Genomic DNA, 24,746 nt, shown 5'->3' with positions numbered 1-24,746 from the left:
TTCTTGAAAATCGATGGGCACGCGGGTCAAGCCAGCGTGCGACGGTCGGTGTCCGCAGCTTCACGCCGCCCGCAGCGAGGCCAGGAAGCGGTCCAGCTCGGTCTTCAGCCACTCCGATTGCGACGACAGGCCGTTGGCCGCATCGAGCAGTTGTGCGGTCGCGCTGCCGGCCTGCTCTGAGGCGTGGTTGACGTTGAGGATGCCCTTGTTGACATCCCGCGTGCGATCGGCGGCCTGCTGCAAATTGCCGGAAATCTCGCGGGTCGCCGCGCCCTGCTGATCGACGGCGGCCGCGATCTCGCCGGAGACCTGGTCGATCTCCGCGATCGTGGACCCGATGGTCCCGATCGCGCTGACGGCCGCGCCGGTCGCGCTCTGGATATCCTGGATCTGGGCCGAGATCTCCTCGGTCGCCCTGGCGGTCTGGTTGGCCAGTGCCTTGACCTCGCTCGCGACCACGGCGAATCCGCGGCCATGCTCGCCGGCGCGCGCCGCTTCGATGGTGGCGTTCAGGGCGAGCAGATTGGTCTGGCTGGCGATGCTCTGGATCAACGTCACCACCTCGCCGATCTTCTGCGTGCCGGCGGCAAGGCCTTCGACGACGCTGTTGGTGCGGCGTGCCTCGTCGGCGGCCTTGGCGGCGATCCGTGCCGAGCGCGTCACCTGCTCGGCGATGCTGTTGATCGAGGCCGTCAGCTCTTCGGTCGCGGACGCGACGGTTTCCACATTGCTCGAGGCCAGCGTCGATGCGGAGGCGGCGGCGGTGGCCTGGCGGATGGTTTCGGCGTTGCTGCCGTTCATCGTTGCCGACAGGTCCTGCATCGCGCCCGCCGCCACCGCGACGGCCTCGACGACCTCGCCGATCTTGCGCTCGAAGCCGGCGGCGAGCTCGCGCCGCGCGGCATCGCGATCCTGCTTGGCGCGTTCGGCCTCGATGCGCTCGGCATTGGCGCGCGCCTCGGCGGCACCGGCGGCCTCGGCTTCCGCCGCCTTCAGCGCCGACGTCCTGAACAGTTCGGCAAGCGTGTGCGCGAGCCAGATCAGCACGCCGGCCTCGATCAGCAGGATCACGGCGTGGAGAACGACGCGACCGAAATCGGCGCCGCCGGGATAGATCGCAGCCGGCAGGATGAAATTCAGCGTCAGGTGGTGCAGGGCAACCGCCAAAGTGCCGGCGACGATCGGCCGATAGTCGCAATAGGCGACGAGGCACGCCAGCGCGGCGAAGAAATACATGTGCATGTCGACCTGCCAGCGGTGGCCGGCAAACTGGTAGACCAGCATCGACACGCCGGCCATCAGGGCCACGGCAACGATCAGGCGGGTTGAAACGCCGTTCCCCGAGACGCGCCACGACAACGTCGCGGCCAGCGCCATCGCGACCATGAAGCCGGCCGGCATCAGCCAGTCGGTGTGTAGCGTCATGCCGACGATGATCGCGATCGGAACGTGCAGCCAGAGCACAACGAGCAGGATCTTGCTGGCCGTCTCGCGCAGGGCCGCCATTTCATCGCCTTCGAAGGTCATCCCCAACCCCCAGATCGTCATCCGCCCCGAAGCAGCCGGCGATCGCCTGCGGATCCATGGTCAGCAAGGCGCCGGCCTCGTACAGCCGGCCCAGCCCGCCATTGCGGTCAGGCCGCACCACCAGCAGGGCCGGGATCGCGGTCATCCGAACGATCGACGCATCGGCGGATGCGGCGGCCAGCAGCGCGCGCTCGGCGCGCCACCATGGCGGAAAGGCCACGGCCACCACATCGCTGCCCGCACGCACCTGCAACGACAGCGTTGCGACCGCGATCCAGCTCGCGATCAGCAATGCGGCCGCGCCCAGCCAGGCAGGCCGTCGTTTCGCTGGGATGATCTCCCCCGGCTCCATCGCAGCAGAATACCGCTGCCGGCGCTAACTTCAGGTAAATGCCGAACCGGCGAACTACCTGGGGGCGTATCGACCTGTCGTGTGGGGTGTGCGGCTGCGCTTACGCCGCGGGCACCGGCAGCGCCGTCACCGACTTGATCTTCTCCATCGCGAAGCGCGAGGTGACATTCTTCAGCGGCACGGCACTGATCAGCTTCTTGTAGAAGACGTCGTAGGCCTGCATGTCCGCGACCACGACGCGCAGCATGTAGTCGACGTCGCCGGCCATCCGGTAGAACTCCATCACCTCGGGCATGGCGCTGACGGCGTCGGCGAATTTGCGCAGCCAGGCTTCCGAATGGTCGGCGCTCTCGACCGAGACGAACACCGAAATCCCGAGGCCGATCTTGTTCTGGTCGACCAGCGCCACGCGGCGCAGGATCACGCCGTCGGCCTCCAGCCGCTGGATGCGCTTCCAGCACGGCGTCGACGACAGGCCGACCCGGTCGCCGATCTCGGCGACGGAGAGCGACGCATCCTCCTGCAACACGGTCAGAATCTTGCGATCGATCGCATCGAGGCGGCGGCTGTTGTCATGAAGCTGAATGGCGACATCGGTCATAGAAGAAAGTTCCATATGAAGGTTCAATATCCCTCATATAGAGAAGAATCTTCCAAATCAAGCGATTCGTGACGGCTCAGGCCGGCCTGGCGTCGGCGTGCTGACCCAAAAACTCTTCAACTTCAGTACGTTGCGGTGCGGCATAAGCACCCCCGAAGCGGGTGCATTTCAGCGCTGCAGCGGCCGAGGCGAAGCGGAGTGCGTCGCGCAGCGGCTGCTTCTCGGTGATGGCGAGGGCGAACGCCCCGTGGAAGACGTCGCCGGCCCCGAGCGTGTCGACGGTATGGACCGGGAAGGCCGGGGTTTCCTCGGGCTCGCCGTTCTCGTTGAGCCAGATCGTGCCCATCGGCCCGCGGGTGCCGGCCAGGAAGGAGGGGGTGAGCTTGGCGAGCTTGTGCAGCGCCTGGCCGTCGTCGGTGACGTCGGCGGTCTCCTGCAGCGGCTCGCTGGAGAACACCAGATGGGAGGAGGCGGTGAGCAGCCCCTCCCGCATCGACATCGCGCGGTCGACGTCGACCACCACGGGGATGCCGCGCTTGACCGCCTCGGCGCAAAGCTCGGTGCAGAACGGCGCGCAGCGGCTCTCGGTCAGGATCGCCGCGCAATCCTCCAGCAACAGCTCGGTCGGCGGCAGCTTGACCTTCCAGAGTTCCGGATCGCGGAAGGTGACGATGGTGCGTTCGCCGCTGTCGTCGATCATGATCGCCGAGATCGGGGTGACCAGGTTCGGCATGTGGATCAGATGATTGGTCTCGATGCCTTCCTGGGCGAGCTTGTCGAAGATGTAGCGGCTCGAGGTCTCCTGCGAATCGCCCATCGGTCCGCAGATCGAAGCGCGCCCGCCCAGTCGGACGATGCCGATGGCGGCGTTCAGCGCATTGCCGCCGCAGATCTCGTCGAAATGCGTCGCATTCTCCTTGGAGCCGCGCGCCGGGACGCTGACGCGAAAGGTCAGGTCGCGCACCGGCAGGCCGATGCAGAGGATGCGGGGCGGGACTTTCGGGGCGCCGTTCTGAAAATTCATGCGGGGATCCGTCGCAATGGTTCCGTTACTGCCAGAACTGTGTCCAGCTTTAATCGGCAGAACGATGTCCGGTTCCCGCTATTTGTCCAACGGGTTCTGGTGATGCACCCAGCGGCCGAGCAGATGATGGGCAATCGCGAACGGATGCGGGCCGGCGAGCCCTTCGGGATGCTGGCGCTTCAGCATCAGCGACGCCTCGGCATGGTCGAACCAGCGCGCATCTTCCAGCTCGGTGCGGTCGACCACGATGTCCTCGTTGGTCGCGCGCGCGGTGCAGCCGATCATCAGCGATGACGGATAGGGCCAGGGCTGCGTCATGTAGTAATTGACGTCGGTGCAGCGGATGCCGGACTCCTCGAAAATCTCGCGCCGCACGGCGTCCTCGATGGTCTCCGCGGCTTCCACGAACCCGGCGAGGCAGGAATACATGCCGGGCATGAACTGCTTCTGCCGTCCCAGCAGCACCTTATCGCCATACGTGACCAGCATGATCACCACCGGGTCGGTGCGCGGAAAGTGCTCGGCCTTGCAGCTCGGGCATTCGCGCTTCCAGCCGCCGTCCTTCATCGCCGTGCGGGTGCCGCAGTTCGCGCAGAAGCCGTGGCGCTGATGCCAGGTCACCATCGATTTCGCCATCGCGATGGCCGAGAGCTGCTCGGGCGGCACCACCCCCTGCATCGCCATGCCGCGCAATTCGGTGATCGCGACGTCGGCGCGTCCGACCAGCTTCTCGGCCGCCTGCGGCGCGATCCCCATGCCGAAGATCGGCGCGGCGTCGCGCAGCCCGAGGAAGATCGTGCCGGGATTGGCGCCGTAGCTGCGGGCTTCCTCCAGCGAAAGCAGTGCGCGGGCCCCGCCATCCTCCTGCTTCACGACCAGCGAGTCGCGATAGATCACATAGGCTCTAGCTTCGCGGTGGCCCTCCAGCGCGAACAGCTTCTCGTCGTTGGTGCGCAGATGCGCGGCGCGGTCCAGCACGTGGGTGACGAAGGCCGGCTGGCCGAGCGGAAATGAATCGAATGCAGACATTGAATGTTCAACCCAACCAGATCTTGCGGCGAAGCGCGCTGATGAAATTCTGCACTTCCTCGGCGTCATGCGCCAGCGGCGGCATCACGCCCCAAACGGGACGCGGCCATGCAGCGTCGCTGGTGCGGCGCGCGATGACGTGGACGTGCAGCTGCGGGACGAGGTTGCCGAGCGCGGCGACATTCAGCTTGTCGCACTTGGTGACCTCTTTCAGGGCCCGGGAGACGCGGGTGATTTCCGTCATCAGCTGCGCCTGCGCGACCTCGTCGAGGTCGATGATCTCGACCGCGCCGTCGCGCCGCGGCACCAGCAGCAGCCACGGATAATGCGCATCCTTGATGACGAGCACCTTGCACAGCGGCAGGTCGCCGATGTCGATGGTGTCTTTCTTGAGCTGCGAATGCAGCGACCAATTGGAGGCGGACATGGGGGGCAAATAATGCCTTTCCGTGTTCCCAGACAAGTCCCACAAAGCCAGCCTTACAAAGCCGGGTCAGGCCGCTTGCTTTCCGGCGGTTTTGGCCCCAAATAGGGATCGGGAGATTGGCGGTGGACGAGCCACTCGCCAACCGGGTCAGGTCCGGAAGGAAGCAGCCCTAACGAGGTCCGGATCGGGTCGCTCGTCAGTCTCCTACCTGTTTTTCGAGCGAATCGCGCTGGAATGGCGGTCTCCGCGCCCGGCGCTCGATTTTGGCTCCTATCCGCACGCCGGCTGAAGAGACAATTCCCAAGTTGCGGATCGATGCATGAATGACGCTGGCGACCCCTCCCATCCGTCCGACGGCGCAGGCAAAGGGAGCCTTGACGGCGGTTTCGATCTCGGCGGCGCGCCGGACGCCGCAAAACCCTACCGCGTTCTTGCTCGCAAATACCGCCCCTCCAGCTTCGAGGACCTGATCGGCCAGGAGGCTATGGTGCGCACGGTCTCGAACGCGTTCGAGACCGGGCGAATTCCGCAGGCCTGGATTCTCACCGGCGTCCGCGGGGTCGGCAAGACCACCACCGCGCGCATCCTCGCTCGCGCCTTGAACTACGCCAAGCCGGACGGCTCGGTGCAGGGGCCGACCATCCACATGCCGGACCTCGGCATCCACTGCCAGGCGATCATGGAAAGCCGGCACATGGACGTGCTGGAGATGGACGCCGCCTCCCACACCGGCGTCGACGATGTCCGCCAGATCAATGACAGCGTGCGCTACGCGCCGGCCAGCGCACGCTACAAGGTCTACATCATCGACGAAGTCCACATGCTGTCGACGGCGGCCTTCAACGCCTTCCTGAAGACGCTGGAGGAGCCGCCGGAGCACGCCAAGTTCGTGTTCGCCACCACCGAAATCCGCAAGGTTCCGATCACGGTGCTGTCGCGCTGCCAGCGCTTCGACCTGCGCCGCGTCGAAGCCGACGTGCTGATGAAGCATCTCGGCAATATCGCGACCAAGGAAGGCGTCGAGGTCGAGCCCGAGGCGCTCGGCATCATCGCGCGCGCGGCCGAGGGATCGGTGCGCGACTCGCTGTCGCTGTTCGACCAGGCGATTGCGCATGCCGCCGGCAATGTGAAGGCCGACGCGGTCAGGCAGATGCTCGGCCTCGCCGACCGCACCCGCGTGATCGATCTGTTCGAACAGCTGGCGCGCGGCGATATCGCCGCCGCCTTCGCCGAATTCCGCGCGCAATATGACGTCGGCGCCGATCCGGTCGTGGTGCTGTCCGACCTTGCCGAGTTCGTCAATTTCGTCACCCGCGTGAAGTTCGTGCCGGGGACGGCCGACAATGTTGCGTTCGGCGAGACCGAGCGGGTGCGGGCGCGCGAGTTCGCCGCCAAGCTGTCGATGCGGGTGCTGTCGCGGATGTGGCAGATGCTGCTCAAGGGCATCGCCGAGGTGCAGACCGCGACGCGCCCGGCCGCCGCGGCCGAGATGGTGCTGGTGCGGATCGCCTATGTCGCCGATCTGCCGACGCCGGATGAGGCGATCCGGATGATCGAGCAGAATGGCGGCGGCGCGGCGCCCGCGACGTCGGGTTCCGCCGCGTCGTCACCGTCACGCAGCGCACCGAGCTCGGCGATGTCGGCCATGCCGTCGGCGCCGGTGCGCACGCCGCAGGCCGCGCCGCGCGGCGATCTCGCCGCGCGTCCGCAGATGGCAGCGCCGGCCGCCGATGCCGCGCCGGCGCTGCGGATATCAAGCTTTCCGCAATTGATCGCGCTCGCCGGCGAGAAGCGCGACATCATGATGAAGAGTGCGCTGGAGGCCGATGTGCGGCTGGTGCGCATCGAGGACGGCCAACTCGAGATCGCCCTCGAGCCGAAGGCGCAGCGCGCGCTGGTCACCGATCTGTCGCGCAAGCTCGAACTATGGACCGGGCGGCGCTGGACCGTGATCATCTCCAACGAGGCCGGCCAGCCCACGGTGCGCTCGCAGAACGAACTGGCGCGCAGCGAGCACCAGCGCGCCGCCGAGGCCGATCCGCGCGTGCAGGAGGTGCTGGCGCGCTTCCCCGGCACCAAGGTGGTCGAGGTTCGCCGCCTTGCCGCCGAGGTTCCGGTTTCGGATGCCACCGGCGAAGACCCGATTGAAACTTCCGACAGCGACGACGATTGATATTTGGCTACAGGGACGCACGCATGGCTGATTTTCTCGGCATGATGAAGCAGGCAGCGCAGCTGCAATCCAAGATGCAGGAGATGCAGGAACAGCTCGGCAATGTCGAGGTCGAAGGCATCTCCGGCGGCGGCCTGGTCACGGTGCGCATGACCGCCAAGATGGAAGTGAAGGGCATCAAGATCGATCCGTCGCTGATGAAGCCGGAGGAACGCGAGGTGCTCGAGGATCTCCTGGTCACCGCGCATGGCGATGCACGCCGCAAGGCCGAGACCGCGATGCAGGAGAAGATGATGGCGCTGACCGGCGGGCTCGGCCTGCCGCCGGGATTCGGTCCGACTTAAATGGCTGCAAGCGTTGCCGGCCCCGAGATTGAACGCCTGATCCAGTTGCTGGCGCGGCTGCCCGGGCTCGGGCCCCGTTCGGCGCGGCGCGCGGCGCTGCATCTGATCAAGAAGCGCGAAGCCCTGATGACGCCGCTGACCGCGGCGCTGCAGGTCGCGATCGACAAGATCCAGGTCTGCAAGACCTGCGGAAACATCGATACACAAAACCCCTGCACCGTGTGCACGGATCCGCGCCGCGATCCCTCGATCATCGTCGTGGTCGCGGACGTCGCCGACCTCTGGGCGCTGGAACGCGCCAATGCGACCAATGGCCGCTATCACGTGCTCGGCGCGACGCTGTCGCCGCTCGACGGCGTCGGTCCACAGGATCTCACCATCGATCAGCTGGTGGCGCGTGCGCATGCGCCCGAGGTCAGCGAGATCATTTTGGCGCTCAATGCGACCGTCGATGGCCAGACCACCGCGCATTACATCACCGACCTGTTGTCGGAGGCCAATGTGCGGGTGACGCGGCTGGCGCATGGCGTGCCGGTCGGCGGAGAGCTTGATTACCTCGATGAAGGTACGCTATCTGCAGCCATGCGGCAGCGGACGCTGTTCTAGCGCGCGATGCTGGCGCCGAGCACGCGTCAGGCGCCAAGCGATCGGTCACAATCCGAAAAGATCGCACCGAAACAAAATGGTAGGGTGGATGCCGATTCGGGGACGGTCATTCACGCTCTGACGAATCAAGATACGGAACCACTGACAATGACGGCACACCGATTCGGCGTACGCTTGTTCGGCGTACGTTTGGGCTTTGCGCTTCTGGCGGCAACGTTCGCCGCGCCTTGTGCGCTCGCGCAACAGGCCGACGCGCCGCAGAAGCCCGGCAAGATGATCCGGGCCGGCGACGTGCTGTCGGGAGAGCTCGGCGTCATGAAGGTGCGCGACGCCAAGAACCGCGGCAAGCGCGTCGCGACCTACCAGATCACCAGCGAGCCGCGCCGCCTGCCGCCGCCGAACGGTCTGTGCAATCTCGAGACCGGGCCGGAAACCTTCCAGCTGATTCCGACCAACGACGCCCAGGCCGCGCAGCTGAAAAGCCTCTCCGGCAAGGAAATCTCGGTGAAGGTCGATGAGGTCGCCTGCGCCAAGGACGCCGGCGAGATGAGCGAAGCCATCGTCACCAAGTGGAGCGTAGTGGCGAAGTAGCTGCCTCAATTGCGGTGTCATCGTCCGGATGCGCGGGTAACGACACCGCGCTGTTTCTTGAGTTGCGATCCATCCTCATCGTCGTCCTGGCGAAGGCCAGGATCCATAACCACCGGCCTTGCTTGTCGGATGGATCGTGGCCCCGAGATCGCGCAACAATTCGCATTTGGGGTAATGGGTCCTGGCCTTCGCCAGGACGACGCGCGGAGAGAGTGGTTCCGCGGCTTCTCCGCTGAATTACGAACGCCTCTGGAATACTGGATCACCCGGTCGAGCCGGGTGATGGCAGCCTGTAGCCCGGATGGAGCCAAGCGAAATCCGGGACGGTCGTGCCGGTCGAGAGATTTCCCGGATTGCGCGGAGCCTGTCATCGGGCGCGCGTTCGCGCGACCCGTTGGCTCCATCCGGGCTACGGCGGCTGGGCTAAACCCGCACCGGCCCCAACTCGTCGAAATGCCCGCGCCGCTGCAGCCAGGCGAGCAGGATCAGGCTCGGGATCGCGACCAGCACGCAGATCACGAAGAACATCTGCCAGCCGACGGCCTTGGCCACATAGCCCGCGCCCGACGACAGATAGGTCCGGCCGACCGCCGCGAGCGCCGTGAGCAGCGCATACTGGGTCGCGGTGTGCAGCGGATTGCGGCACAGCGCCGACAGATAGGCGACAAAGATCACGGTGCCGATCGCGCTGGTGAAATTCTCCGCGGTGATCGCAAGCGCGAGCGCCCATTGATCGACGCCGACATGGGCGAGCCAGGAGAATGAGAGATTGGCGACCGCCTGCAGCACGCCGCCGATCCAGAGGCTAGTCGCGAGCGAATAGCGCCGCGCCACGAAGCCGCCGGCAAAGCCGCCGATCAGGGTCGCGGCAAGGCCGACGCCTTTCACGATCGCCGCGTAATCGACCTTGGAAAAGCCGATGTCGATCACGAACGGCGCGGTCATGGTGCCCGAAAACGCGTCGGTGAACTTGAACAGCACCACAAAGGCGAGCGCCGCGAAGGCGTCCTTGCGGCTGAGGAACTCGGAGAACGCGCCGAGCGCGGCGTGTAGCACGCGTTCGGCCGCGTTTTGCGCATGCGTGGCGGCTTCCGCGCCCTTCGATTGGGTCGGCTCGGTCGCCGCGAGTGCGGTGACGATGCCGATCACGACCAGCGCGGCCATCACCACATAGCCCCACATCCACGCCGACAGGCGCACGAGGCCAGCGGACTCGAAGCCGCTGACGATGAACAGCGCGCCGGCGGTCGAGACCAGCATGCCGACGCGATAGGCCGCGACATAGGACGCCATGCCGGCGGCCTGCTCGCTTTCGGGCAGGCTTTCGACGCGGAAGGCATCGACCACGATGTCCTGCGTCGACGAGGCGGTTGCGACCAGCAGCGCGGCAAAGGCCGCGAACCATGGCGATCGCGCCGGATCGGCCATCGCCAGCACCAGGATCGCCGCGATCAAGAGCAGCTGCGAGAACAGCAGCCAGCCGCGGCGGCGGCCGAACATCTGCGTGAACAGCGGCACGTGCAGCGCGTCGACCAGCGGCGCCCAGAGGAATTTCAGCGTGTAGGGCGTGCCGATCAGCGCCAGCAGCCCGATGGTGCCGAGATCGACCCCGGCCTCCTTCATCCAGACCTGCAGCGTCGAGCCCGACAGCGCCAGCGGCAGCCCCGAGGAGAAGCCCAGCAGCAGCACGATCAGCACCCGCGGCTGCAGGTACACCGCAAAACTGTCGCGCCAGGAGGTGGCGGCGGGGGGATTCTTTTCCGATTGGGTCGCGGTCACTTCGGGCGCGGTCATGCCCCTCTGTTAGCAGATTCGACCGCGGCTGCCTTGGCTCCCTCTCCCCGCTCTATCGCGGGGAGAGGGTTGGGGTGAGGGGCTTTCTCAGCGAATTATGACGGGTGCAATGTGCGGAAGCTCCCCCTCACCCGAAATTCGCGCGAAGCGCGAATTTCGACCTCTCCCCGCAAGCGGGGCGAGGTGACTTCGAGGCTACTCCCCCGCCTGCAGCTTGCGCGGGGCGGGGAACAGGTCGGACGTGCTGGGCTTGACGAAACGGGGGACCTCGATCGGGGTCTCGGACTTGCTGAAGTCGAGTTCCTCGATGCGGCCGGCGCGCTTCTCGATCTTGTCGGCGGAGATCAGGATCTGCCTGACGTCCTCGTTTACCTGGCCGAAATGGGTCTGCAGCTTGAGCACGCGATCGCGCAGGCGGCCGAGGTCGTCGCCGAGATGCATCACCTCGTTGCGGATCTGGTCGGCGGCATCGCGAATGCGGGCGTCCTTCAGGATCTGCTGCATCACCTGGATCGCCAGCATCAAGAGCGACGGCGACACCAGCACGACGCGGGCGCGATAGGCCTTCTGGATCACGTCGTCGAAGCCGTCATGGATCTCGGCATAGACCGATTCCGACGGCACGAACATCAGCGCGGTGTCCTGGGTCTCGCCCGGGATCAGGTACTTCTCCGCGATGTCGCTGACATGCTTCAGCACGTCGGCGCGCAGCCGCTGGCTGGCGAATTTTCGCTCCTCGTCGCTGCGCGCATCGTGCAGCGCGGTCATGGCCTCGAGCGGGAATTTCGCGTCGATGCAGAGCGGGCGCTGGTCGGGCAGAAACACCACGCAGTCCGGCCGCTTGCCCGACGTCAGCGTGTACTGGAACTCGAACGAGCCCTTCGGCATGCCGTCCTGGACGATCGCCTCCATCCGCGCCTGGCCGAAGGCGCCGCGCGATTGCTTGTTGGCGAGCACGTCGCGCAGCGTCGTCACCTGGGTGGTGAGTTCGTTGAGGTTCTTGTGCGCGTGGTCGATGATGCCGAGCCGCTCATGCAGCACGCGCAGCGAATCCATCGTGTTGCGGGTCGATTGCTCCATCGACTGGCCGACCCGGTGGGTCACCGAATCGAGCCGCTCGTTGACGGCCCGGGCCATCTCGGCCTGGCGGCCGGCCAGCGCCTGCGCCATAGTATCAACCTTGGCATCGACCCGCCCGGAGGATTCGCTCTGGGCCCGCAGCATGTCGGCGAGGCGCTCCTCCAGCTCTTCGGCGCGGATGGCCTGGGCCATTGCGAGTTCCGCGCCGCGCCGGCTGGCGCGTGCGATCACCACCGCAATGGCGAACAGCAGGATCAGCGCCAGCGCCCCAAGGCCGATCAATGCGTCGGAGACACGGACGGGAAGGTCGCCAATCGTGAGGAGAATCTCGTTCATGCCGGCAGTTGTAGCCGATTCGCGGCCAGGTGCGAACGAAGAGGGAACGCTTATGGTAAATGCATTCCTGATTTTCACGGTTAATGCGGGGTGAAGAAACGTGGTTAACGTTGTCCTAACGGGTTCCTGAGCGCATTGACCCCATGAAGTCAGCAGCTTAAATCGCCGCCATGGCATTAAGAGAAATCATCATCCTGCCGGACAAGCAGTTGCGGCTGGTGTCGAAACCGATCGAGAAGGTGACGCCGGAGATCCGCAAGCTGGCCGACGACATGCTCGAGACCATGTATGACGCGCCCGGCATTGGGCTCGCGGCGATCCAGGTCGCGCAGCCGCTGCGGCTGATCACCATGGACCTCGCCAAGCGCGACGAGAACGGCGAGACCACGGCGAAGCCGCGCGTCTTCATCAATCCGGAGATCATTGCGCGTTCGGAAGAACTGTCGGTGTACGAAGAGGGCTGCCTGTCGATCCCCGAATATTACGAGGAGGTCGAGCGGCCGGCGCGGGTGCGCGTGCGATTCACCGATCTCGACGGCACGGTGCATGAGGAGGATGCGGAAGGGCTCTACGCCACCTGCATCCAGCACGAAATCGATCATCTCAACGGCGTGCTGTTCGTGGATTATCTGTCGAAACTGAAGCGCGACCGCGTGTTCAAGAAATTCGAGAAGGCCGCCAAGCGCGCGGCGGAGTAGGCGCGGTCGCTTTCCCGGACGCGTCATGGCCGGGCTTGACCCGGCCATCCACGTCTTGCTTCGCTGTCGCCGAAAACGTGGATGCCCGGGGCTTCTTGTGCGAAGACGCGCTTCGCGCTTAAGCACTCCAACTGCTACCGAGCCTGTCTAATGCCTCTCCGCCTGATCTTCATGGGCACGCCCGATTTCGCGGTGCCGACGCTGCTGGAGCTCGTGGCCCATGGCCATGAGGTCGTGGCGGTCTACACCCGCGCGCCGAAGCCGGGCGGGCGACGCGGCCTGCAGCTGGAGCCGACGCCGGTCGAGCAGGAGGCGCGCCGCCTCGGCATTCCCGTGCTGACGCCGAAGACCCTCAAAACGCCGGAAGCACTCGAGGAGTTTCGCGCGCATGACGCAGACGCCGCCGTCGTCGTCGCCTATGGCATGATCCTGCCGCAGGCCATTCTCGACGCGCCGAAGCTCGGCTGCTTCAACCTGCATGCGTCGCTCTTGCCGCGCTGGCGCGGCGCCGCACCGATCAACCGCGCCATCATGGCGGGCGATGCCGAGAGCGGCGTGATGGTGATGAAGATGGATGTCGGCCTCGACACCGGCGACGTCGCGATGGCCGAGCGGTTGCCGATCACGGACAGCATGACGGCATCCGATCTGCACGACGCGCTGGCGCCGCTCGGTGCCGACCTGATGGTGCGCGCGATGGCGGCGCTCGGGCGCGGCGGCTTGCAACTGACGAAGCAGAGCGCGGACGGCGTCACCTATGCGGCCAAGATCGAGAAGGCCGAGGCGCGGATCGACTGGACACAGCCGGCGCATATGGTGCTGCGGCACATTCACGGGCTCTCGCCGTTTCCCGGCGCCTGGTGCGAGCTTGCCGGCGAAGGCGAGCCGGTGCGGCTGAAAATCCTGCGCTGCGAGCAGGCGAAAGGCTCGGGCGCACCGGGCGCTGTGCTCGACGACAATTTCGCGATCGCCTGCGGCGACGGCGCGATCCGGATCCTCGAACTGCAGCGCGCCGGCAAGGCGCCGATGAAGGCGGCGGACTTCTTGCGCGGCACGCCGCTGAAGCCGCCTGCGCGGCTCAGCTGATGCCGCGCTACAAGCTCACCATCGAGTATGACGGCACGCCGTTCTCCGGCTGGCAGATCCAGGACACCGCGCCGACCGTGCAGGGCGCGCTGGAGACGGCGGTCAAGGCGATCTGCGGCGAGGACGTGCGCGTCCATGGCGCCGGGCGTACCGATGCCGGCGTGCATGCGCGCGGCCAGGTCGCGCATTGCGACATCGCCAAGCATTTTCCGCCCGGCCGCTTCCGCGACGGGCTGAACGCGCATCTGCGGCCCAATCCGATCGGCGTGCTCGCAGCTGACATCGTGCCCGACGATTTCGAGGCGCGGTTCTCGGCGACCAGGCGGCACTATCTCTATCGCATCACCAACACCCGCGCGAACCTCGCGCTCGACATCGGCCGGGTCTGGCGCGTGCCGCGCGCGCTCGATGCTGACGCGATGCACGCCGCCGCGCAGCGCCTGCTCGGCAAGCACGATTTCACCACCTTCCGCGACACCGAGTGCCAGGCCAAGTCGCCGGAGAAGACGCTCGATCAGCTCGACGTCACCCGCGAGGGCGCCGCCGTCAACATCGTGACGTCGGCGCGCTCGTTCCTGCACAGCCAGGTGCGTTCGATGGTGGGCTCGCTGGTGTGGGTCGGCGAGGGTCGCTGGAGCGCCGACGATCTTGCCGGTGCGCTCGCCGCCCGCAACCGCGCCGCCTGCGGCCCCGTGGCGCCGCCGGACGGGCTCTATCTGATGCGGGTGGACTACTAGGCGGTGTGAATGATCTTGTAGGATGGGTGGAGCCAACGAGTCCGCGCAACGCGCGGCCCGATGATAAACCCCGCGAAACCCATCACTTCGAATCCGCGGCGCCCATGATGGGTTTCGCTGCGCTCTACCCAGTCGGTCGTTAAGAAGCCGGATTAAGCCGAGCTGGACAATTGAGTGTGCGCCATAGCGAGATCAGCAACAGGCACAAAAGTTCTCTGAACCAGGCGAGGATGCGACGGAAGTTGTGGCCGACGGCTGAGAGGACGACGTTGGCGGCATCGCCGGCGCGTCCTTTGAGGTAGCACCGGCCGAGGTGTCCTTCGGCTTTGAGATGTCCGATGATAGGTTCGATGGCGGAGCGGCGGCGCAGCTCGCGCTTGATGGCGCCGAAGATGCCGCGCTTCTGGCCGGAGATGAAGACGCGGCGGGGATTTTGCGCGTCGTGGCCGCGGTAGCCCTTGTCGACATAAGCCCGCTCGATCGTGCAGCCGGTGAGTGTCTCGGTGCGGTCAATAACGTCCCGCAAGGTGTGACCGTCGTACGGGTTGTCGGGCAACGACTTGGCGTGCAGCACGAACAGGCCGCCGGGAGCCCGGCGATTGTTGGTGACGATGGAGGCCTTCACCCCGAACTCGTAAGGCGCGGCCGCTTTGCCCTTGCCGATGCACTCCACCTCCGGGGCATGGAAGGAATACAGCTTCCAGCCGCGCTGGCGCTGCTGCTGCGAGCGGATCTGCGTGGCCCGGCCAAGCGGGAGGGCGAACGCCTCCTCCAGTGCCGGCTGGCCCTCGATCTTGCGGCGGATGTCGCGGATGATCCGGCCCAGCCGGCTGCGCAGGATGCGCAGCTGTCGCTGGTGCCGGTTGAACTGTTTGGCATGAGCGTAACGGCCCGCCATCATCGCCGCGGCTTTGGCCACGCGAGAATAGGATTGCCGCAGCCTGACCCCGTGCTTCCTCGCCAGGCGGTTCAGCCCCCGGATCGCGGCATGCAGCAGTTTAGCGTCGGTCGGGAAGCTGATCGCCTTCGGTTGCACTGTGGTGTCGACCGTGACCCGCTTGAGGTCCTGGCTGCGTAACGCACCGGTCTCGTGCGCCACCCGAAGGCTCTCGGCCAACAACCGCTCCAGCTTGTCGCCGAGCCGCTTGCGCCAATGGCTCAGGTCCGAGCGCTCGTGCGGGAAAACATGCTGGAAAAACTCTTCGCCGGTAAAGAACTGGAAGTACGGATCGTGGACCCAGCGCTCGCACACTCCCTCATCGGACAGCCCGTAAATGTGCTTGAGCAACAGCAGCCCGATCATGAAGCGGGTCTCGATCCCCGGCCTGCCGTTCTCGCTGTAGAGCGGGGCGATCTCGGCGTCGATCCATTCCCAGTCGATCTTGCCGGCTAGCAGAACAAGCTCGTGCTTCATGTTGATGATCTGGTCCAGCCGTGCCCGGAACAGATCGTTCGATCCCGTCGTCTTGTGCTTCTTCGGTCGCATCGTCCCTCCGATGCGCCACAGAAGCACGGTTCACAACGGAGAGGAATCCACAAAACGAAATTGCAAGGTTTGCGGCGCCCAAGCCTCAAATCCCTGCAATCTCAAACGACGTCAAATCCCAAAAACAGACTCCCGCTCAATCGCTTACAGGCTTGTTCACAGCCGACTACCCATCCTACGGATGTGAGCCTACCCGAAATACCACGCTGTATCTGGTGCAGGTGGATGACTCGTAGCCCCAATCCCTACTGTGCATGGGGTTGTTTTCGATGTTTTTGCCCAGCCGGGCGGCTGGCCTACCCGAAATACCGCTCCAGCACGCCGCGATAGATCTTCGTCAGCTTCTCCAGATCGGCCACCGGCGTGCGCTCGTCGACCTGGTGCATGGTCTGGCCGACCAGGCCGAACTCGATCACCGGGCAATAGCTCGAGATGAAGCGCGCGTCCGAGGTGCCGCCGGAGGTCGATAGCTCCGGCCTGCGGCCGGTGATCTCCTCGATCGCGGCGACCGCGAGGTCGGTGAACGGGCCGGGCTGGGTGACGAACACGTTCGAGTTCGACGGTTGCCAATCGATATGGGCGCGGATCCGATTGCCGCAGGCTTTCGCCAGCCGCGCATCAACCAGCTGCCGCAGGCTCTCCTGGGTGTGGTTGTCGTTGTAGCGGATGTTGAATTTCGCCCGTGCCTGGCCGGGGATCACGTTGCTCGCGGTGTTGCCGACATCGACGGTGGTGAATTCGAGGTTGCTGGCCTGGAACTGCGCGCTGCCGTGATCGAGCGGCTCGTCGCTCAGCGCCACGATCAGCCGCGAGATATCCGGCACCGGGTTCGAGGCGCGGTGCGGATAGGCGACGTGGCCCTGCACGCCGTCGACGACCAGCGTGCCGGATTGCGAGCCGCGCCGCCCGATCTTGATCATGTCGCCCAGCACTTCGACATTCGAAGGCTCGCCGAGCACGCAATGATCGAATGTCTCGCCGCGCTCGGCGCACCATTTCAACAGCTTGACGGTGCCGTTGATCGAGACGTCTTCCTCATCGCCGGTGATCAGGAAGGAGATCGAGCCGTTGCCATTCTCTTGTGGCTTGCCGTCATGGTCGCCGAGATATTGCAGCACAGCGGCGACGCTGCAGGCGATGCCGCCCTTCATGTCGACGGCGCCGCGGCCATAGAGATAACCGTCCTTCACCTCGCCGGAGAACGCGCCGAGCGTCCACGCGGCTTCATCGCCGGGCGGCACCACGTCGGTGTGGCCGGCGAAGGTGATATGCGGCGCCGAGGTGCCGATGCGCGCATAGAGGTTGTCGATATCGGCGGTGCCGGGCTCGGAGAAGGTCACGCGGTGGACTTCGAAGCCTGCGGCTTTCAGCAGGTTTTCGAGAACGCCAAGCGCGCCGGCGTCGGCCGGGGTGACGGAGGGGCAGCGAACGAGATCGCGGGTAATCGAGACGGCATCACTCATGCGCCTCGCTTAACACGTCACACGGCGGGTGGACCAGCTTTGTGCGGCACGATATCGAGCTCGCTCTGCTGATCCCAGCCGCGCGCGGAGCGCGACCCGCTGTCGCGGCCTTGCCGCACATGGGTTTTCCCAAGCGGATTGGGGCCATAGCGATTGGGGTAGCTGGTGCCGCGCAAAAAGGCGAGCTCGATGAAGCCCCAGACATAGAGCACGAAGACGATCAGGCCCGCGGCCATCACCCAATAGGATTCATCGGGGAGCCGATCCGAGAACTGGCTCACGAGACCCGGGATCGCGAAGAACGGGACCATCCACCAGCCGCTCTTGTCGCGGTCGTGCAGGCGCTTGATCGAGACCGCGACATAGACCCAAACGAACAAGAACGTTCCGCAGGCCTTGACCAGCAATGCCGGCAATCCGGCCCAGCTCAGCGATTTGTAGCTGTCGGGGTCGAAGGCCCGGAAGATGTCGTCGACATTGAAGCTGAACCCGTTCTTGCCGCCGAGGCCGGCCGAGACCGCGAGTAAAGCCAGGAACATCATCCAGCAGACGATGATCAGCCCTGCGAGCCAGAATTTGGCCCGGTTGACGCGGCCCTTGAAGCCGAACAGGTAGTTGGCCCAGTCCATGAAAATAAGCTCCGGGCTGCGGCAATTCTTCGCGGCCCGGAGATATGTCGTTTTCGAGAGGTGCTTGGTTCGAAATGTGATCCGTCACCCTGAGGAGCGCGTAGCGCGTCTCGAAGGGTGAACGGCCACGGTGGGGCCGTCGACCCTTCGAGACGGCCGCTTCGCGGCCTCCTCAGGGTGACGGTGATAGATTATTGCAGCGGAAGACCGATCAGTCCCGCAGCAGCTCGTTGATGCTGGTCTTGGCGCGGGTGCGCTCGTCGACCCGCTTGACGATCACGGCGCAGGCGGTGGCAGGTCCCGGCTGGCCGTTCTTCAGCGGCTTGGCCGGCAGGGTGCCGGGCACCACGACGGCATATTCCGGGACCTCGCCGACGAAGATTTCGCCGGTCTCGCGGTCGACGATCTTGGTCGAGGCGCCGAGGAACACGCCCATCGACAGCACCGCGCCCTTGCGCACGATCACGCCCTCGGCGACCTCCGAGCGCGCGCCGATGAAGCAGTCGTCCTCGACGATCACGGGCTCGGCCTGCAGCGGCTCGAGCACGCCGCCGATGCCGACGCCGCCGGAGATGTGCACGCGCTTGCCGATCTGGGCGCAGGAGCCGACCGTCGACCAGGTGTCGATCATGGTGGCTTCATCGACATAGGCGCCGAGATTGACGAAGGAGGGCATCAGCACGACGTTGCGGGCGATGAAGGCCGAGCGGCGCACGATCGCGCCCGGCACGGCGCGGAAGCCGGCGTCGCGGAAACGGTTCTCGCCCCAGCCCTCGAACTTCGACGGCACCTTGTCCCACCACGATGCCTTGCCCGGGCCGCCCGCGATCTGACCCATGTCGTTGAGGCGGAACGACAGCAGCACGGCCTTCTTCAGCCACTGATTGACCTTCCACTTGCCGCTCGTCTCGCGCTCGGCGACGCGGGCCTCGCCCTTGTCGAGCAGCTCCAGCGCGTGGTCGACCGCCTCGCGGACCTCGCCCTTGGTCGAGGTCGAAATGCCTTCGCGGGCGTCGAACGCGGTGTTGACGGTGGTTTCGAGGGCGGACAGCGACATCGGGACAATCCTTGGCGTATCGGGGATTATGACGGGATTTTGCGGGGCTTTTTCGGAATTTGGGGCCGCGGAGTCAAGGCAAACTCCTCCGTCGCCGAGTGGTCTCTTTTCCGTCGTCCCGGCCAAGCGAAGCGCGAGCCGGGACCCATAACCACGAATGCCAGCGTTGCGGCACGCTGGGGCCACGGCGCGTAGCCACACAGAGATTGGTGGTTATGGGTCCGGCTTTCGCCGGGACGACGTGGGGAGAGGTCAGGGCTTTCCGTTCAGCCGCTGCAGGAAGCCGGTGAGATCGTCCGTGACATGATCGACATGGGCGGCGTCGCGGCCTTCGAGCTCCCAGGCCTCGCGCACCACCTGCTGGCTGCCGTCGGGCACGACCAGCACGGTGGCCATGCCGAGCTCATGCGGCACCACCAGGTTGCGCGCGAGGTCCTCGAACATCGCAGCCCTCGCCGGATCGACGTCGTGGAGCCTGAGGAACTTCTGGTAGGTCTGCGGCGCCGGCTTCGGCTCGAGATCGGCGGCGATGATGTCGAACACGCCGTCGAAATGGTTGCCGATGCCGAGCCGGCCCAGCACCGCATCGACATGGTCGACCGAGCCGTTGGTCAGGATCAGCTTGCGTCCCGGCAGCCTGGCGATCGCAGCCCCCATCGCCGGATTCGGCTGCAGCGGCGAGTGGTCGATCTTGTGCACATAAGCGAGATAGTCGTCGGCCTGCACGCCGTGCTCGGTCATCATACCGCGCATCGTGGTGCCGTAGCGCAGGTAATAGTCCTTCTGCAGCCGCCGTGCTTCCTCGGGAGAGATCTTCAGCCAGTTGCTGACGAACTCGCCGATCCGCGCATCGACCTGCTGCCACAGGTTGACGTGATGCGGGTACAGCGTGTTGTCGAGGTCGAACACCCAGGTCTCGACATGGCCGAAGCTGCGGGGAGTATTCATTGTGGCTCTCCACTTGTCAGCGTGAACGTCGTTCCGCCCTCCGCCGTCGTCCTGGCGAAAGCCAGGACCCATACCGCGGAATCTATCAATGTGGCACGGTGCTCGTCGTTCTTCGCCAAACGCAGTCTTGTGGTTGATGGTGTGGACGGCCCCCTACGGCATCAGTGTGCCAGAATGAGGTTGTCTAGATCTCATACATGGGAGCCGTCCGTGAACCAGATTATCCGCATTGGGATTGATACGTCGAAGTATATTTTTGTGCTGCATGGGGTTGATGCGGCGGAGCAGGTGGTGCTGCGCAAGAAGCTGTCGCGCAAACAAGTGCTGGAGTTCTTCGCCAAATTGCCGCCGACTGTGATCGGGATGGAGGCCTGCGGGGCTTCGCAACATTGGGCGCGTCAGCTTTCCAAGCTCGGTCACGAGGTGAAGCTGATGGCACCGCAATTGGTCAAACCCTACGTGATGCGGAACAAGAATGACGGGCGGGATGCAGAAGGCCTGTGTGAAGCGATGAGCCGGCCGAGCATGCGCTTCGTGCCGGTGAAGACGGCCGAGCAGCAGGCCGCGCTGATGCTGATGGGTGTCCGCGACGGATTGATCGTCCGGCGCACCCAGCTGACCAATACGATACGCGGCCACGCGGCGGAGTATGGCCTGATCGCCCCCAAGGGACTGGACGCGATCGAACCCCTGCTGGTGCGGATTGCGCAGGACGAGACGCTTCCGGTTCTGGCGCGCGAGCTGTTTGTGGTGCTGGGCCGGGAGCGCGTCAGGCTCGAGGGTGAGTTGGAGGCGGTTGAGGCCAAGCTGATGGCCTGGCACCGCGCCGATGCCACGGGCCGGCGCTTGGCTCAGATCCCCTCGGTCGGTCCGATCGTTGCAACCGCGCTGGTGATGAAGACACCTGATCCGCGCACGTTCCGTTCTGGTCGTCATTTTGCGGCCTGGCTGGGATTGACACCCAAGGACCACTCCACCGCTGGCAAGACCAGGCTTGGCAAGATCACGCGGGCTGGCGATGAGAACTTGCGCCGTCTGCTGGTGGTCGGGGCCACAGCGGTGATCCAGCAGGCCAGGCGGGGACGCGGTCATCACTCGCGCTGGCTGCTGGCCCTGATCAAGCGCAAGCCGCCGAAGCTTGCGGCCGTGGCGCTCGCCAACAAAGTGGCCCGTATCGCCTGGAAGCTGATGGCAACGGGCGAGAGTTACGAGGCGGCACGGATGAATCCCATGACAGCCGCCGCCTAATCGATTAGCCGGCGGGCTCGCTCGCCGGCCGACCGGAGCTGCAAGAGCAGATGGAGCGATCGATCGAGCAACGATGCGAGACAGTCCGCAGGACCCATCGGCCGCCAACAGGCCGCGTGGTTGTTTGGAACTCGCATCGCGCAAACCATCTTGGCCAGCGATCCATTCGATCGCACCCAACAGGCCGGACATATGGATGCAAGCGATCCGATCTCACCAAACAGCTCTTGTGCCACGGGGGCCGTCCACATATGGGTCCTGGCCTTCGCCAGGACGACATCGATGTTTGCGGCCTCATTATCTTCATCACGGCATCGCAAAGCGCAGCGTCTTGCCGCCGCTGGTCATGTCGACGGTGGTGAAGCCGAGCGCGGCGAGGCCGCGGGTGCTGCAGTCGCCCTGTTCGTTGATCTCGAACTTGCTTTCGCGGGTGCAGAGCTGGACCCCGCCGCCCCAGTTCAGCGGCTTGTCCCTGATGCGGATGGCCCGGTTGTCGTTGTCGACCGCTTCGGCAAACGAATAGATCTGCTTCGGCGCGCCTGATACGTCGGGATGCAGGCACTTGCCGGGGTCGATGCGATACCAGCCGCGGCTGGTCACCACCTTGCCGTCGTCGGTTGCAACCGCGGCCATCACCTTGTGCGGCGTGTCATTGCACCAGGTCAGCCCCGATGGCGACGGCTTCTGCACGGCATCGATCATGGTGGCGAAGAAATTCGGCGACTGCACGATGTCGCTGGCGAGCCCGCGACTCCTGAGGAACGCCGACAGCGCACTCTGGGTCTTCGGCCCGTCGACGCCATCGATCGGCGCGGCATCGTAGCCCGCGATCACCAGCAGGCGCTGGATGCCGGCGAGGCGCGCCTGCTCGTCGTCATATTCGCTGTCTTCGGCGAGATAGGCGACCAGATGGCCGTCGTCGGTCTTCGTCGGCGTGATCTGGGTGAATTGCGCGGGCATCTGGCCGGAGCGGCATTGTCGCGCGGCGGCGATCACGAAATTGTCCTGCGCCACGCAGAGCGTGTCGGTGCCGTTCTGCGGGATCGGCGAAGCGCCATAGACGCCAAGCGCCCGCGCATTGAGCAGCACGCGGTCGGCGGTGAGCGCGCCCTGCACCACGACCCGGCAGGTCGCGGGATCGATGCGGAACCAGCCGCGTGTCGCGGTCGCGGCCTTGTCGTCGATGCCGATCGCGGCCTCGATCACATAGCTCATGCGGTTGCAGAGCTTGAGGTCGGCATGCGCCGGCGCCGACGAGAACAGGAACGACACCAGCGCGGCCGGCAGCGCCATCGCGAGCCGCGCCGGCAGCGACCGGCGAGGAATCCTCGCCGTGTGTCCCGCGTCTGCCATTACTTGTGGATCAGCGTGCCGGTGCCCTGGTTGGTGAAGAGCTCGAGCAGCACCGCGTGCTGCGTCTTGCCGTCGATGATCACGACGCCCTGCACGCCCTGTTCGAGCGCGTAAATGCAGGTCTCGACCTTCGGGATCATGCCGCCGGAAATCGTGCCGTCGGCGATCAGCTTGCGGGCTTCCTTGATCGACAGGTCCGGAATCAGCTTCTTGGACTTGTCGAGCACGCCCGGCACGTCCGTCAGCAGCAACAGGCGCTTGGCCTTGAGCGCGCCCGCGATCGCGCCGGCGAAGGTGTCGGCGTTGATGTTCAGGGTCTGGCCGTCCTGCGAGGTCGCCAGCGGCGCCAGCACCGGGATCAGCTCATAGCCGATCAGCTGATTGAGCAGCGTGAGGTCGACCTTTTCGGGGTCGCCGACGAAGCCGAGATCGATGGCCTTCTCGATGTTGGAATCCGGATCGACCATGGTGCGCGTCGTCTTCGACGCCTTCACCATGTTGCCGTCCTTGCCGGAGAGGCCCACGGCCTTGCCGCCCGCCTCGTTGATGTAGCCGACGATCTGCTTGTTGACCGAGCCCGCCAGTACCATCTCGACGATCTCGATGGTCGCGGCGTCGGTGATGCGCAGGCCCGCGGCGAATTCCGACTGGATGCCGAGGCGCTTCAGCATGGTCGCGATCTGCGGCCCACCGCCATGCACGACCACCGGATTGATCGCGGTCTGCTCGAGCAGCACGATGTCGCGCGCGAACGCCTTCGCGGTGTCCTCGGCGCCCATGGCATGGCCGCCATATTTAATGACGATGGTTTCCTCGTCATATTCCTGCATGTGCGGCAGCGCCTCGGACAGGATGCGGGCCTGATCGAGCGGGCTGATGTGCTGGTCGGTCATGGGGCTGGTCTCGTCGTCAGCGGAGGGGTGGCGCGGTTCTATCTGATTGGCGGGCAGGGCGCAAAGCGGTCTTGACCCTCTCCCCTTGTGGGAGAGGGTGGCTTCGATGCGACGGCATTGAAGCCGGGTGAGGCGTTTGTCTCCGCGGATAGAGACCCCTCATCCGGCGCGGATTGCATCCGCGCCACCTTCTCCCACAAGGGGAGAAGGAAGTATGGCGGTCATCACCGCTTCGGCCACACCGCCGCGACCGCCAGTACCAGCCAGCTCAGGATCAAGAGCGTTCCGCCGGTCGGCGCAGCCATCGGAAACAATCCATGGCCGGCATATTGGCGCAGCACGAGGTCGCCCGCGAACAATGACGCCGCGATGACGAAGCCGGCCGCCGCCACGACTGCGAGCTTCGCATGGATGATCGTGCGATCCGCGACCGCGATGGTCGCGACTACGGCGGGTGCATGGAACAGCAGCATCGAGGATGCCGCCGCCAGCCGCGTGGCGTCAGGCAGATGGGCTGCGGCCGCCGCCAGCATCACGCCGCAAGCGCCCATGATGGCGGCAAGGCCGATCAGGAAGCGGGATGCCCCGCTCATCGGCGCCGTTCCTCGATCAGGCGCACCATGGCGGCACGCAGCTCCGGCATGCCGTCGCCGGTGCGCGACGAGGTCACCAGCACTTCGGGGAAGGCGGCGGGATGTTTTGCGAGCGTTGCTGACGTGTCGGCGATGACGGTCTTGAGTTCGCCGGCCTTCACCTGATCGGCCTTGGTCAGCACGACCTGATAGCTCACCGCGGACTTGTCCAGCGTCTTCAGCACGTCGAGATCGACGTCCTTGATGCCGTGGCGCGCGTCGATCAGCACGTAGACCCGTGCCAGCGTCGCGCGCCCGAGCAGGAATTTGTGGATCAGCGCCGTCCACGACGCCACCTTGGTCTTCGGCGCCGAGGCGTAGCCGTAGCCGGGCATGTCGACCAGGCGGAAGGCGGCCTTCTCAGGCCCCTCGAAGAAGATCAGTTCCTGGGTGCGGCCGGGCGTGTGCGATGTTCGCGCCAGAGCGCTGCGGCCGGTCAGCGCGTTGATCAGGCTCGACTTGCCGACATTGGAGCGGCCGGCGAAGGCGACCTCGAGGCCGGCCATCGGCGGCAGCGTCTCGATCGAGGGCGAGGCCCAGATGAAGCGCCAGTCGCCGGCGAACAGCTTTCGGCCTTGCTCGATCAGCGCCGCATCGGGTTCGGTGCTCATGCGCGGCGCCCCACTCTCGTT

At 65.5% G+C, this 24,746-nt stretch carries 25 protein-coding genes and 1 other RNA gene; 9 read left to right on the top strand and 17 right to left on the bottom strand.

What is annotated here, in order from left to right; all coding sequences use genetic code 11:
* Window positions 1-60: 60 nt before the first annotated feature.
* From ACVIHF_RS32295 to ACVIHF_RS32270, 6 genes are all read right to left on the bottom strand, one after another.
* The gene (locus ACVIHF_RS32295; RefSeq protein WP_253606249.1) at window positions 61-1,527 is read right to left on the bottom strand and encodes a methyl-accepting chemotaxis protein; all 1,467 of its coding nucleotides are present in this window, start codon (window positions 1,525-1,527) and stop codon (window positions 61-63) included.
* Complete coding sequence (locus tag ACVIHF_RS32290) at window positions 1,508-1,819, bottom strand: hypothetical protein (protein WP_253606251.1); 312 nt, start codon at window positions 1,817-1,819, stop codon at window positions 1,508-1,510. The genes ACVIHF_RS32295 and ACVIHF_RS32290 overlap by 20 nt, the downstream gene beginning before the upstream one ends.
* A gap of 160 nt (window positions 1,820-1,979) precedes the next feature.
* Window positions 1,980-2,480 carry an Lrp/AsnC family transcriptional regulator gene (locus tag ACVIHF_RS32285; RefSeq protein WP_016848075.1) on the bottom strand — a complete coding sequence of 167 codons (501 nt, stop codon included), beginning with the start codon at window positions 2,478-2,480 and terminating at the stop codon, window positions 1,980-1,982.
* Between the two features lie 76 nt (window positions 2,481-2,556).
* A complete protein-coding gene (locus ACVIHF_RS32280; RefSeq protein WP_456793130.1) occupies window positions 2,557-3,504 on the bottom strand; it encodes a sugar kinase in 948 nt (315 codons plus the stop codon).
* 78 nt (window positions 3,505-3,582) lie between these two features.
* Complete coding sequence (nudC, locus tag ACVIHF_RS32275) at window positions 3,583-4,533, bottom strand: NAD(+) diphosphatase (protein ID WP_076834914.1); 951 nt, start codon at window positions 4,531-4,533, stop codon at window positions 3,583-3,585.
* 7 nt (window positions 4,534-4,540) lie between these two features.
* Window positions 4,541-4,960, bottom strand: a complete 420-nt coding sequence (locus ACVIHF_RS32270) for an HIT domain-containing protein (RefSeq protein WP_016848078.1) — start codon at window positions 4,958-4,960, stop codon at window positions 4,541-4,543.
* A 111-nt stretch (window positions 4,961-5,071) separates the two neighbouring features.
* Between ACVIHF_RS32270 and ffs the strand changes: the two genes are divergently transcribed.
* The 5 genes from ffs to ACVIHF_RS32245 all read left to right on the top strand — a co-directional run bounded on the left by ffs (window position 5,072) and on the right by ACVIHF_RS32245 (window position 8,674).
* Window positions 5,072-5,168: signal recognition particle sRNA small type (gene ffs / locus ACVIHF_RS32265), an RNA gene on the top strand.
* Between the two features lie 111 nt (window positions 5,169-5,279).
* Complete coding sequence (locus ACVIHF_RS32260) at window positions 5,280-7,133, top strand: DNA polymerase III subunit gamma/tau (protein WP_456793129.1); 1,854 nt, start codon at window positions 5,280-5,282, stop codon at window positions 7,131-7,133.
* Window positions 7,134-7,156: 23 nt separating this feature from the next.
* Window positions 7,157-7,477, top strand: coding sequence for a YbaB/EbfC family nucleoid-associated protein (locus ACVIHF_RS32255; RefSeq protein WP_028335943.1), 321 nt, complete (start codon window positions 7,157-7,159; stop codon window positions 7,475-7,477).
* Entirely contained in the window at window positions 7,478-8,083 is a 606-nt protein-coding gene (recR, locus tag ACVIHF_RS32250; protein WP_028335942.1) for a recombination mediator RecR, read from the top strand.
* Between the two features lie 147 nt (window positions 8,084-8,230).
* The gene (locus ACVIHF_RS32245; RefSeq protein ID WP_456793128.1) at window positions 8,231-8,674 is read left to right on the top strand and encodes a hypothetical protein; all 444 of its coding nucleotides are present in this window, start codon (window positions 8,231-8,233) and stop codon (window positions 8,672-8,674) included.
* Window positions 8,675-9,097: 423 nt separating this feature from the next.
* Here the strand turns inward: ACVIHF_RS32245 and ACVIHF_RS32240 are convergent, their stop codons facing one another.
* Together ACVIHF_RS32240 and ACVIHF_RS32235 are read right to left on the bottom strand one after the other, a co-directional pair.
* Window positions 9,098-10,468, bottom strand: coding sequence for an AmpG family muropeptide MFS transporter (locus tag ACVIHF_RS32240; protein ID WP_229192583.1), 1,371 nt, complete (start codon window positions 10,466-10,468; stop codon window positions 9,098-9,100).
* 195 nt (window positions 10,469-10,663) lie between these two features.
* The gene (locus tag ACVIHF_RS32235) at window positions 10,664-11,884 is read right to left on the bottom strand and encodes a DNA recombination protein RmuC (protein WP_225649462.1); all 1,221 of its coding nucleotides are present in this window, start codon (window positions 11,882-11,884) and stop codon (window positions 10,664-10,666) included.
* Window positions 11,885-12,054: 170 nt separating this feature from the next.
* Between ACVIHF_RS32235 and def the strand changes: the two genes are divergently transcribed.
* The 3 genes from def to truA all read left to right on the top strand — a co-directional run bounded on the left by def (window position 12,055) and on the right by truA (window position 14,405).
* The gene (gene def / locus ACVIHF_RS32230) at window positions 12,055-12,582 is read left to right on the top strand and encodes a peptide deformylase (protein ID WP_038385628.1); all 528 of its coding nucleotides are present in this window, start codon (window positions 12,055-12,057) and stop codon (window positions 12,580-12,582) included.
* Between the two features lie 150 nt (window positions 12,583-12,732).
* Complete coding sequence (gene fmt / locus ACVIHF_RS32225; RefSeq protein ID WP_253606256.1) at window positions 12,733-13,668, top strand: methionyl-tRNA formyltransferase; 936 nt, start codon at window positions 12,733-12,735, stop codon at window positions 13,666-13,668.
* Window positions 13,668-14,405: a tRNA pseudouridine(38-40) synthase TruA gene (truA, locus tag ACVIHF_RS32220; RefSeq protein ID WP_253606257.1), complete on the top strand. Its 738-nt coding sequence runs from the start codon at window positions 13,668-13,670 to the stop codon at window positions 14,403-14,405. Before fmt ends, truA begins: the two co-directional genes overlap by 1 nt.
* Window positions 14,406-14,544: 139 nt before the next feature.
* Here the strand turns inward: truA and ACVIHF_RS32215 are convergent, their stop codons facing one another.
* The 5 genes from ACVIHF_RS32215 to ACVIHF_RS32195 form a co-directional block, all read right to left on the bottom strand.
* Window positions 14,545-15,891, bottom strand: coding sequence for an IS5 family transposase (locus ACVIHF_RS32215; RefSeq protein ID WP_456793127.1), 1,347 nt, complete (start codon window positions 15,889-15,891; stop codon window positions 14,545-14,547).
* A 296-nt stretch (window positions 15,892-16,187) separates the two neighbouring features.
* Window positions 16,188-17,354 (bottom strand): succinyl-diaminopimelate desuccinylase, encoded by a 1,167-nt coding sequence (gene dapE / locus ACVIHF_RS32210; RefSeq protein ID WP_456793126.1) that lies wholly within the window; start codon window positions 17,352-17,354, stop codon window positions 16,188-16,190.
* Window positions 17,355-17,371: 17 nt separating this feature from the next.
* Window positions 17,372-17,983: a DUF805 domain-containing protein gene (locus tag ACVIHF_RS32205; RefSeq protein ID WP_225649466.1), complete on the bottom strand. Its 612-nt coding sequence runs from the start codon at window positions 17,981-17,983 to the stop codon at window positions 17,372-17,374.
* Window positions 17,984-18,194: 211 nt separating this feature from the next.
* Window positions 18,195-19,040, bottom strand: a complete 846-nt coding sequence (dapD, locus tag ACVIHF_RS32200; RefSeq protein ID WP_028335932.1) for a 2,3,4,5-tetrahydropyridine-2,6-dicarboxylate N-succinyltransferase — start codon at window positions 19,038-19,040, stop codon at window positions 18,195-18,197.
* Window positions 19,041-19,292: 252 nt separating this feature from the next.
* On the bottom strand, window positions 19,293-19,988 hold the full coding sequence (locus tag ACVIHF_RS32195) for a pyrimidine 5'-nucleotidase (RefSeq protein ID WP_456793125.1): 696 nt from the start codon (window positions 19,986-19,988) through the stop codon (window positions 19,293-19,295).
* Window positions 19,989-20,198: 210 nt separating this feature from the next.
* Here ACVIHF_RS32195 and ACVIHF_RS32190 point away from each other — a divergent pair, with 210 nt between their 5' ends.
* The gene (locus ACVIHF_RS32190) at window positions 20,199-21,236 is read left to right on the top strand and encodes an IS110 family RNA-guided transposase (RefSeq protein ID WP_253605065.1); all 1,038 of its coding nucleotides are present in this window, start codon (window positions 20,199-20,201) and stop codon (window positions 21,234-21,236) included.
* A 306-nt stretch (window positions 21,237-21,542) separates the two neighbouring features.
* Here the strand turns inward: ACVIHF_RS32190 and ACVIHF_RS32185 are convergent, their stop codons facing one another.
* The 4 genes from ACVIHF_RS32185 to yihA form a co-directional block, all read right to left on the bottom strand.
* On the bottom strand, window positions 21,543-22,529 hold the full coding sequence (locus tag ACVIHF_RS32185; protein WP_253609864.1) for a DUF1036 domain-containing protein: 987 nt from the start codon (window positions 22,527-22,529) through the stop codon (window positions 21,543-21,545).
* Window positions 22,530-22,588: 59 nt separating this feature from the next.
* Window positions 22,589-23,482 carry an acetylglutamate kinase gene (gene argB / locus ACVIHF_RS32180; RefSeq protein ID WP_016848093.1) on the bottom strand — a complete coding sequence of 298 codons (894 nt, stop codon included), beginning with the start codon at window positions 23,480-23,482 and terminating at the stop codon, window positions 22,589-22,591.
* Between the two features lie 224 nt (window positions 23,483-23,706).
* Window positions 23,707-24,075, bottom strand: coding sequence for a DUF423 domain-containing protein (locus tag ACVIHF_RS32175; protein WP_253606264.1), 369 nt, complete (start codon window positions 24,073-24,075; stop codon window positions 23,707-23,709).
* The gene (gene yihA / locus ACVIHF_RS32170; protein WP_253606271.1) at window positions 24,072-24,725 is read right to left on the bottom strand and encodes a ribosome biogenesis GTP-binding protein YihA/YsxC; all 654 of its coding nucleotides are present in this window, start codon (window positions 24,723-24,725) and stop codon (window positions 24,072-24,074) included. The genes ACVIHF_RS32175 and yihA overlap by 4 nt, the downstream gene beginning before the upstream one ends.
* Window positions 24,726-24,746: the final 21 nt, after the last annotated feature.

This window comes from Bradyrhizobium sp. USDA 4506, from assembly GCF_054058795.1.
Note: the sequence above shows the minus strand (reverse complement) of the source record. Positions and strands in the feature narration are given on the sequence as shown.

What these genes read in the sequence shown, in the direction of transcription:
- dapD (WP_028335932.1), bottom strand. Translation starts at nt 19,040, where the DNA reads ATGTCGCTGTCCGCCCTCGAAACCACCGTCAACACCGCGTTCGACGCC.
- ACVIHF_RS32215 (WP_456793127.1), bottom strand. Translation starts at nt 15,891, where the DNA reads ATGCGACCGAAGAAGCACAAGACGACGGGATCGAACGATCTGTTCCGG.
- ACVIHF_RS32240 (WP_229192583.1), bottom strand. Translation starts at nt 10,468, where the DNA reads ATGACCGCGCCCGAAGTGACCGCGACCCAATCGGAAAAGAATCCCCCC.
- def (WP_038385628.1), top strand. Translation starts at nt 12,055, where the DNA reads ATGGCATTAAGAGAAATCATCATCCTGCCGGACAAGCAGTTGCGGCTG.
- ACVIHF_RS32185 (WP_253609864.1), bottom strand. Translation starts at nt 22,529, where the DNA reads ATGGCGCTGCCGGCCGCGCTGGTGTCGTTCCTGTTCTCGTCGGCGCCG.
- recR (WP_028335942.1), top strand. Translation starts at nt 7,478, where the DNA reads ATGGCTGCAAGCGTTGCCGGCCCCGAGATTGAACGCCTGATCCAGTTG.
- ACVIHF_RS32295 (WP_253606249.1), bottom strand. Translation starts at nt 1,527, where the DNA reads ATGACCTTCGAAGGCGATGAAATGGCGGCCCTGCGCGAGACGGCCAGC.
- ACVIHF_RS32255 (WP_028335943.1), top strand. Translation starts at nt 7,157, where the DNA reads ATGGCTGATTTTCTCGGCATGATGAAGCAGGCAGCGCAGCTGCAATCC.
- yihA (WP_253606271.1), bottom strand. Translation starts at nt 24,725, where the DNA reads ATGAGCACCGAACCCGATGCGGCGCTGATCGAGCAAGGCCGAAAGCTG.
- truA (WP_253606257.1), top strand. Translation starts at nt 13,668, where the DNA reads ATGCCGCGCTACAAGCTCACCATCGAGTATGACGGCACGCCGTTCTCC.
- fmt (WP_253606256.1), top strand. Translation starts at nt 12,733, where the DNA reads ATGCCTCTCCGCCTGATCTTCATGGGCACGCCCGATTTCGCGGTGCCG.
- ACVIHF_RS32280 (WP_456793130.1), bottom strand. Translation starts at nt 3,504, where the DNA reads ATGAATTTTCAGAACGGCGCCCCGAAAGTCCCGCCCCGCATCCTCTGC.
- ACVIHF_RS32235 (WP_225649462.1), bottom strand. Translation starts at nt 11,884, where the DNA reads ATGAACGAGATTCTCCTCACGATTGGCGACCTTCCCGTCCGTGTCTCC.
- ACVIHF_RS32175 (WP_253606264.1), bottom strand. Translation starts at nt 24,075, where the DNA reads ATGAGCGGGGCATCCCGCTTCCTGATCGGCCTTGCCGCCATCATGGGC.
- ACVIHF_RS32195 (WP_456793125.1), bottom strand. Translation starts at nt 19,988, where the DNA reads ATGAATACTCCCCGCAGCTTCGGCCATGTCGAGACCTGGGTGTTCGAC.
- ACVIHF_RS32205 (WP_225649466.1), bottom strand. Translation starts at nt 17,983, where the DNA reads ATGGACTGGGCCAACTACCTGTTCGGCTTCAAGGGCCGCGTCAACCGG.
- ACVIHF_RS32245 (WP_456793128.1), top strand. Translation starts at nt 8,231, where the DNA reads ATGACGGCACACCGATTCGGCGTACGCTTGTTCGGCGTACGTTTGGGC.
- ACVIHF_RS32270 (WP_016848078.1), bottom strand. Translation starts at nt 4,960, where the DNA reads ATGTCCGCCTCCAATTGGTCGCTGCATTCGCAGCTCAAGAAAGACACC.
- ACVIHF_RS32285 (WP_016848075.1), bottom strand. Translation starts at nt 2,480, where the DNA reads ATGACCGATGTCGCCATTCAGCTTCATGACAACAGCCGCCGCCTCGAT.
- ACVIHF_RS32260 (WP_456793129.1), top strand. Translation starts at nt 5,280, where the DNA reads ATGAATGACGCTGGCGACCCCTCCCATCCGTCCGACGGCGCAGGCAAA.
- nudC (WP_076834914.1), bottom strand. Translation starts at nt 4,533, where the DNA reads ATGTCTGCATTCGATTCATTTCCGCTCGGCCAGCCGGCCTTCGTCACC.
- dapE (WP_456793126.1), bottom strand. Translation starts at nt 17,354, where the DNA reads ATGAGTGATGCCGTCTCGATTACCCGCGATCTCGTTCGCTGCCCCTCC.
- argB (WP_016848093.1), bottom strand. Translation starts at nt 23,482, where the DNA reads ATGACCGACCAGCACATCAGCCCGCTCGATCAGGCCCGCATCCTGTCC.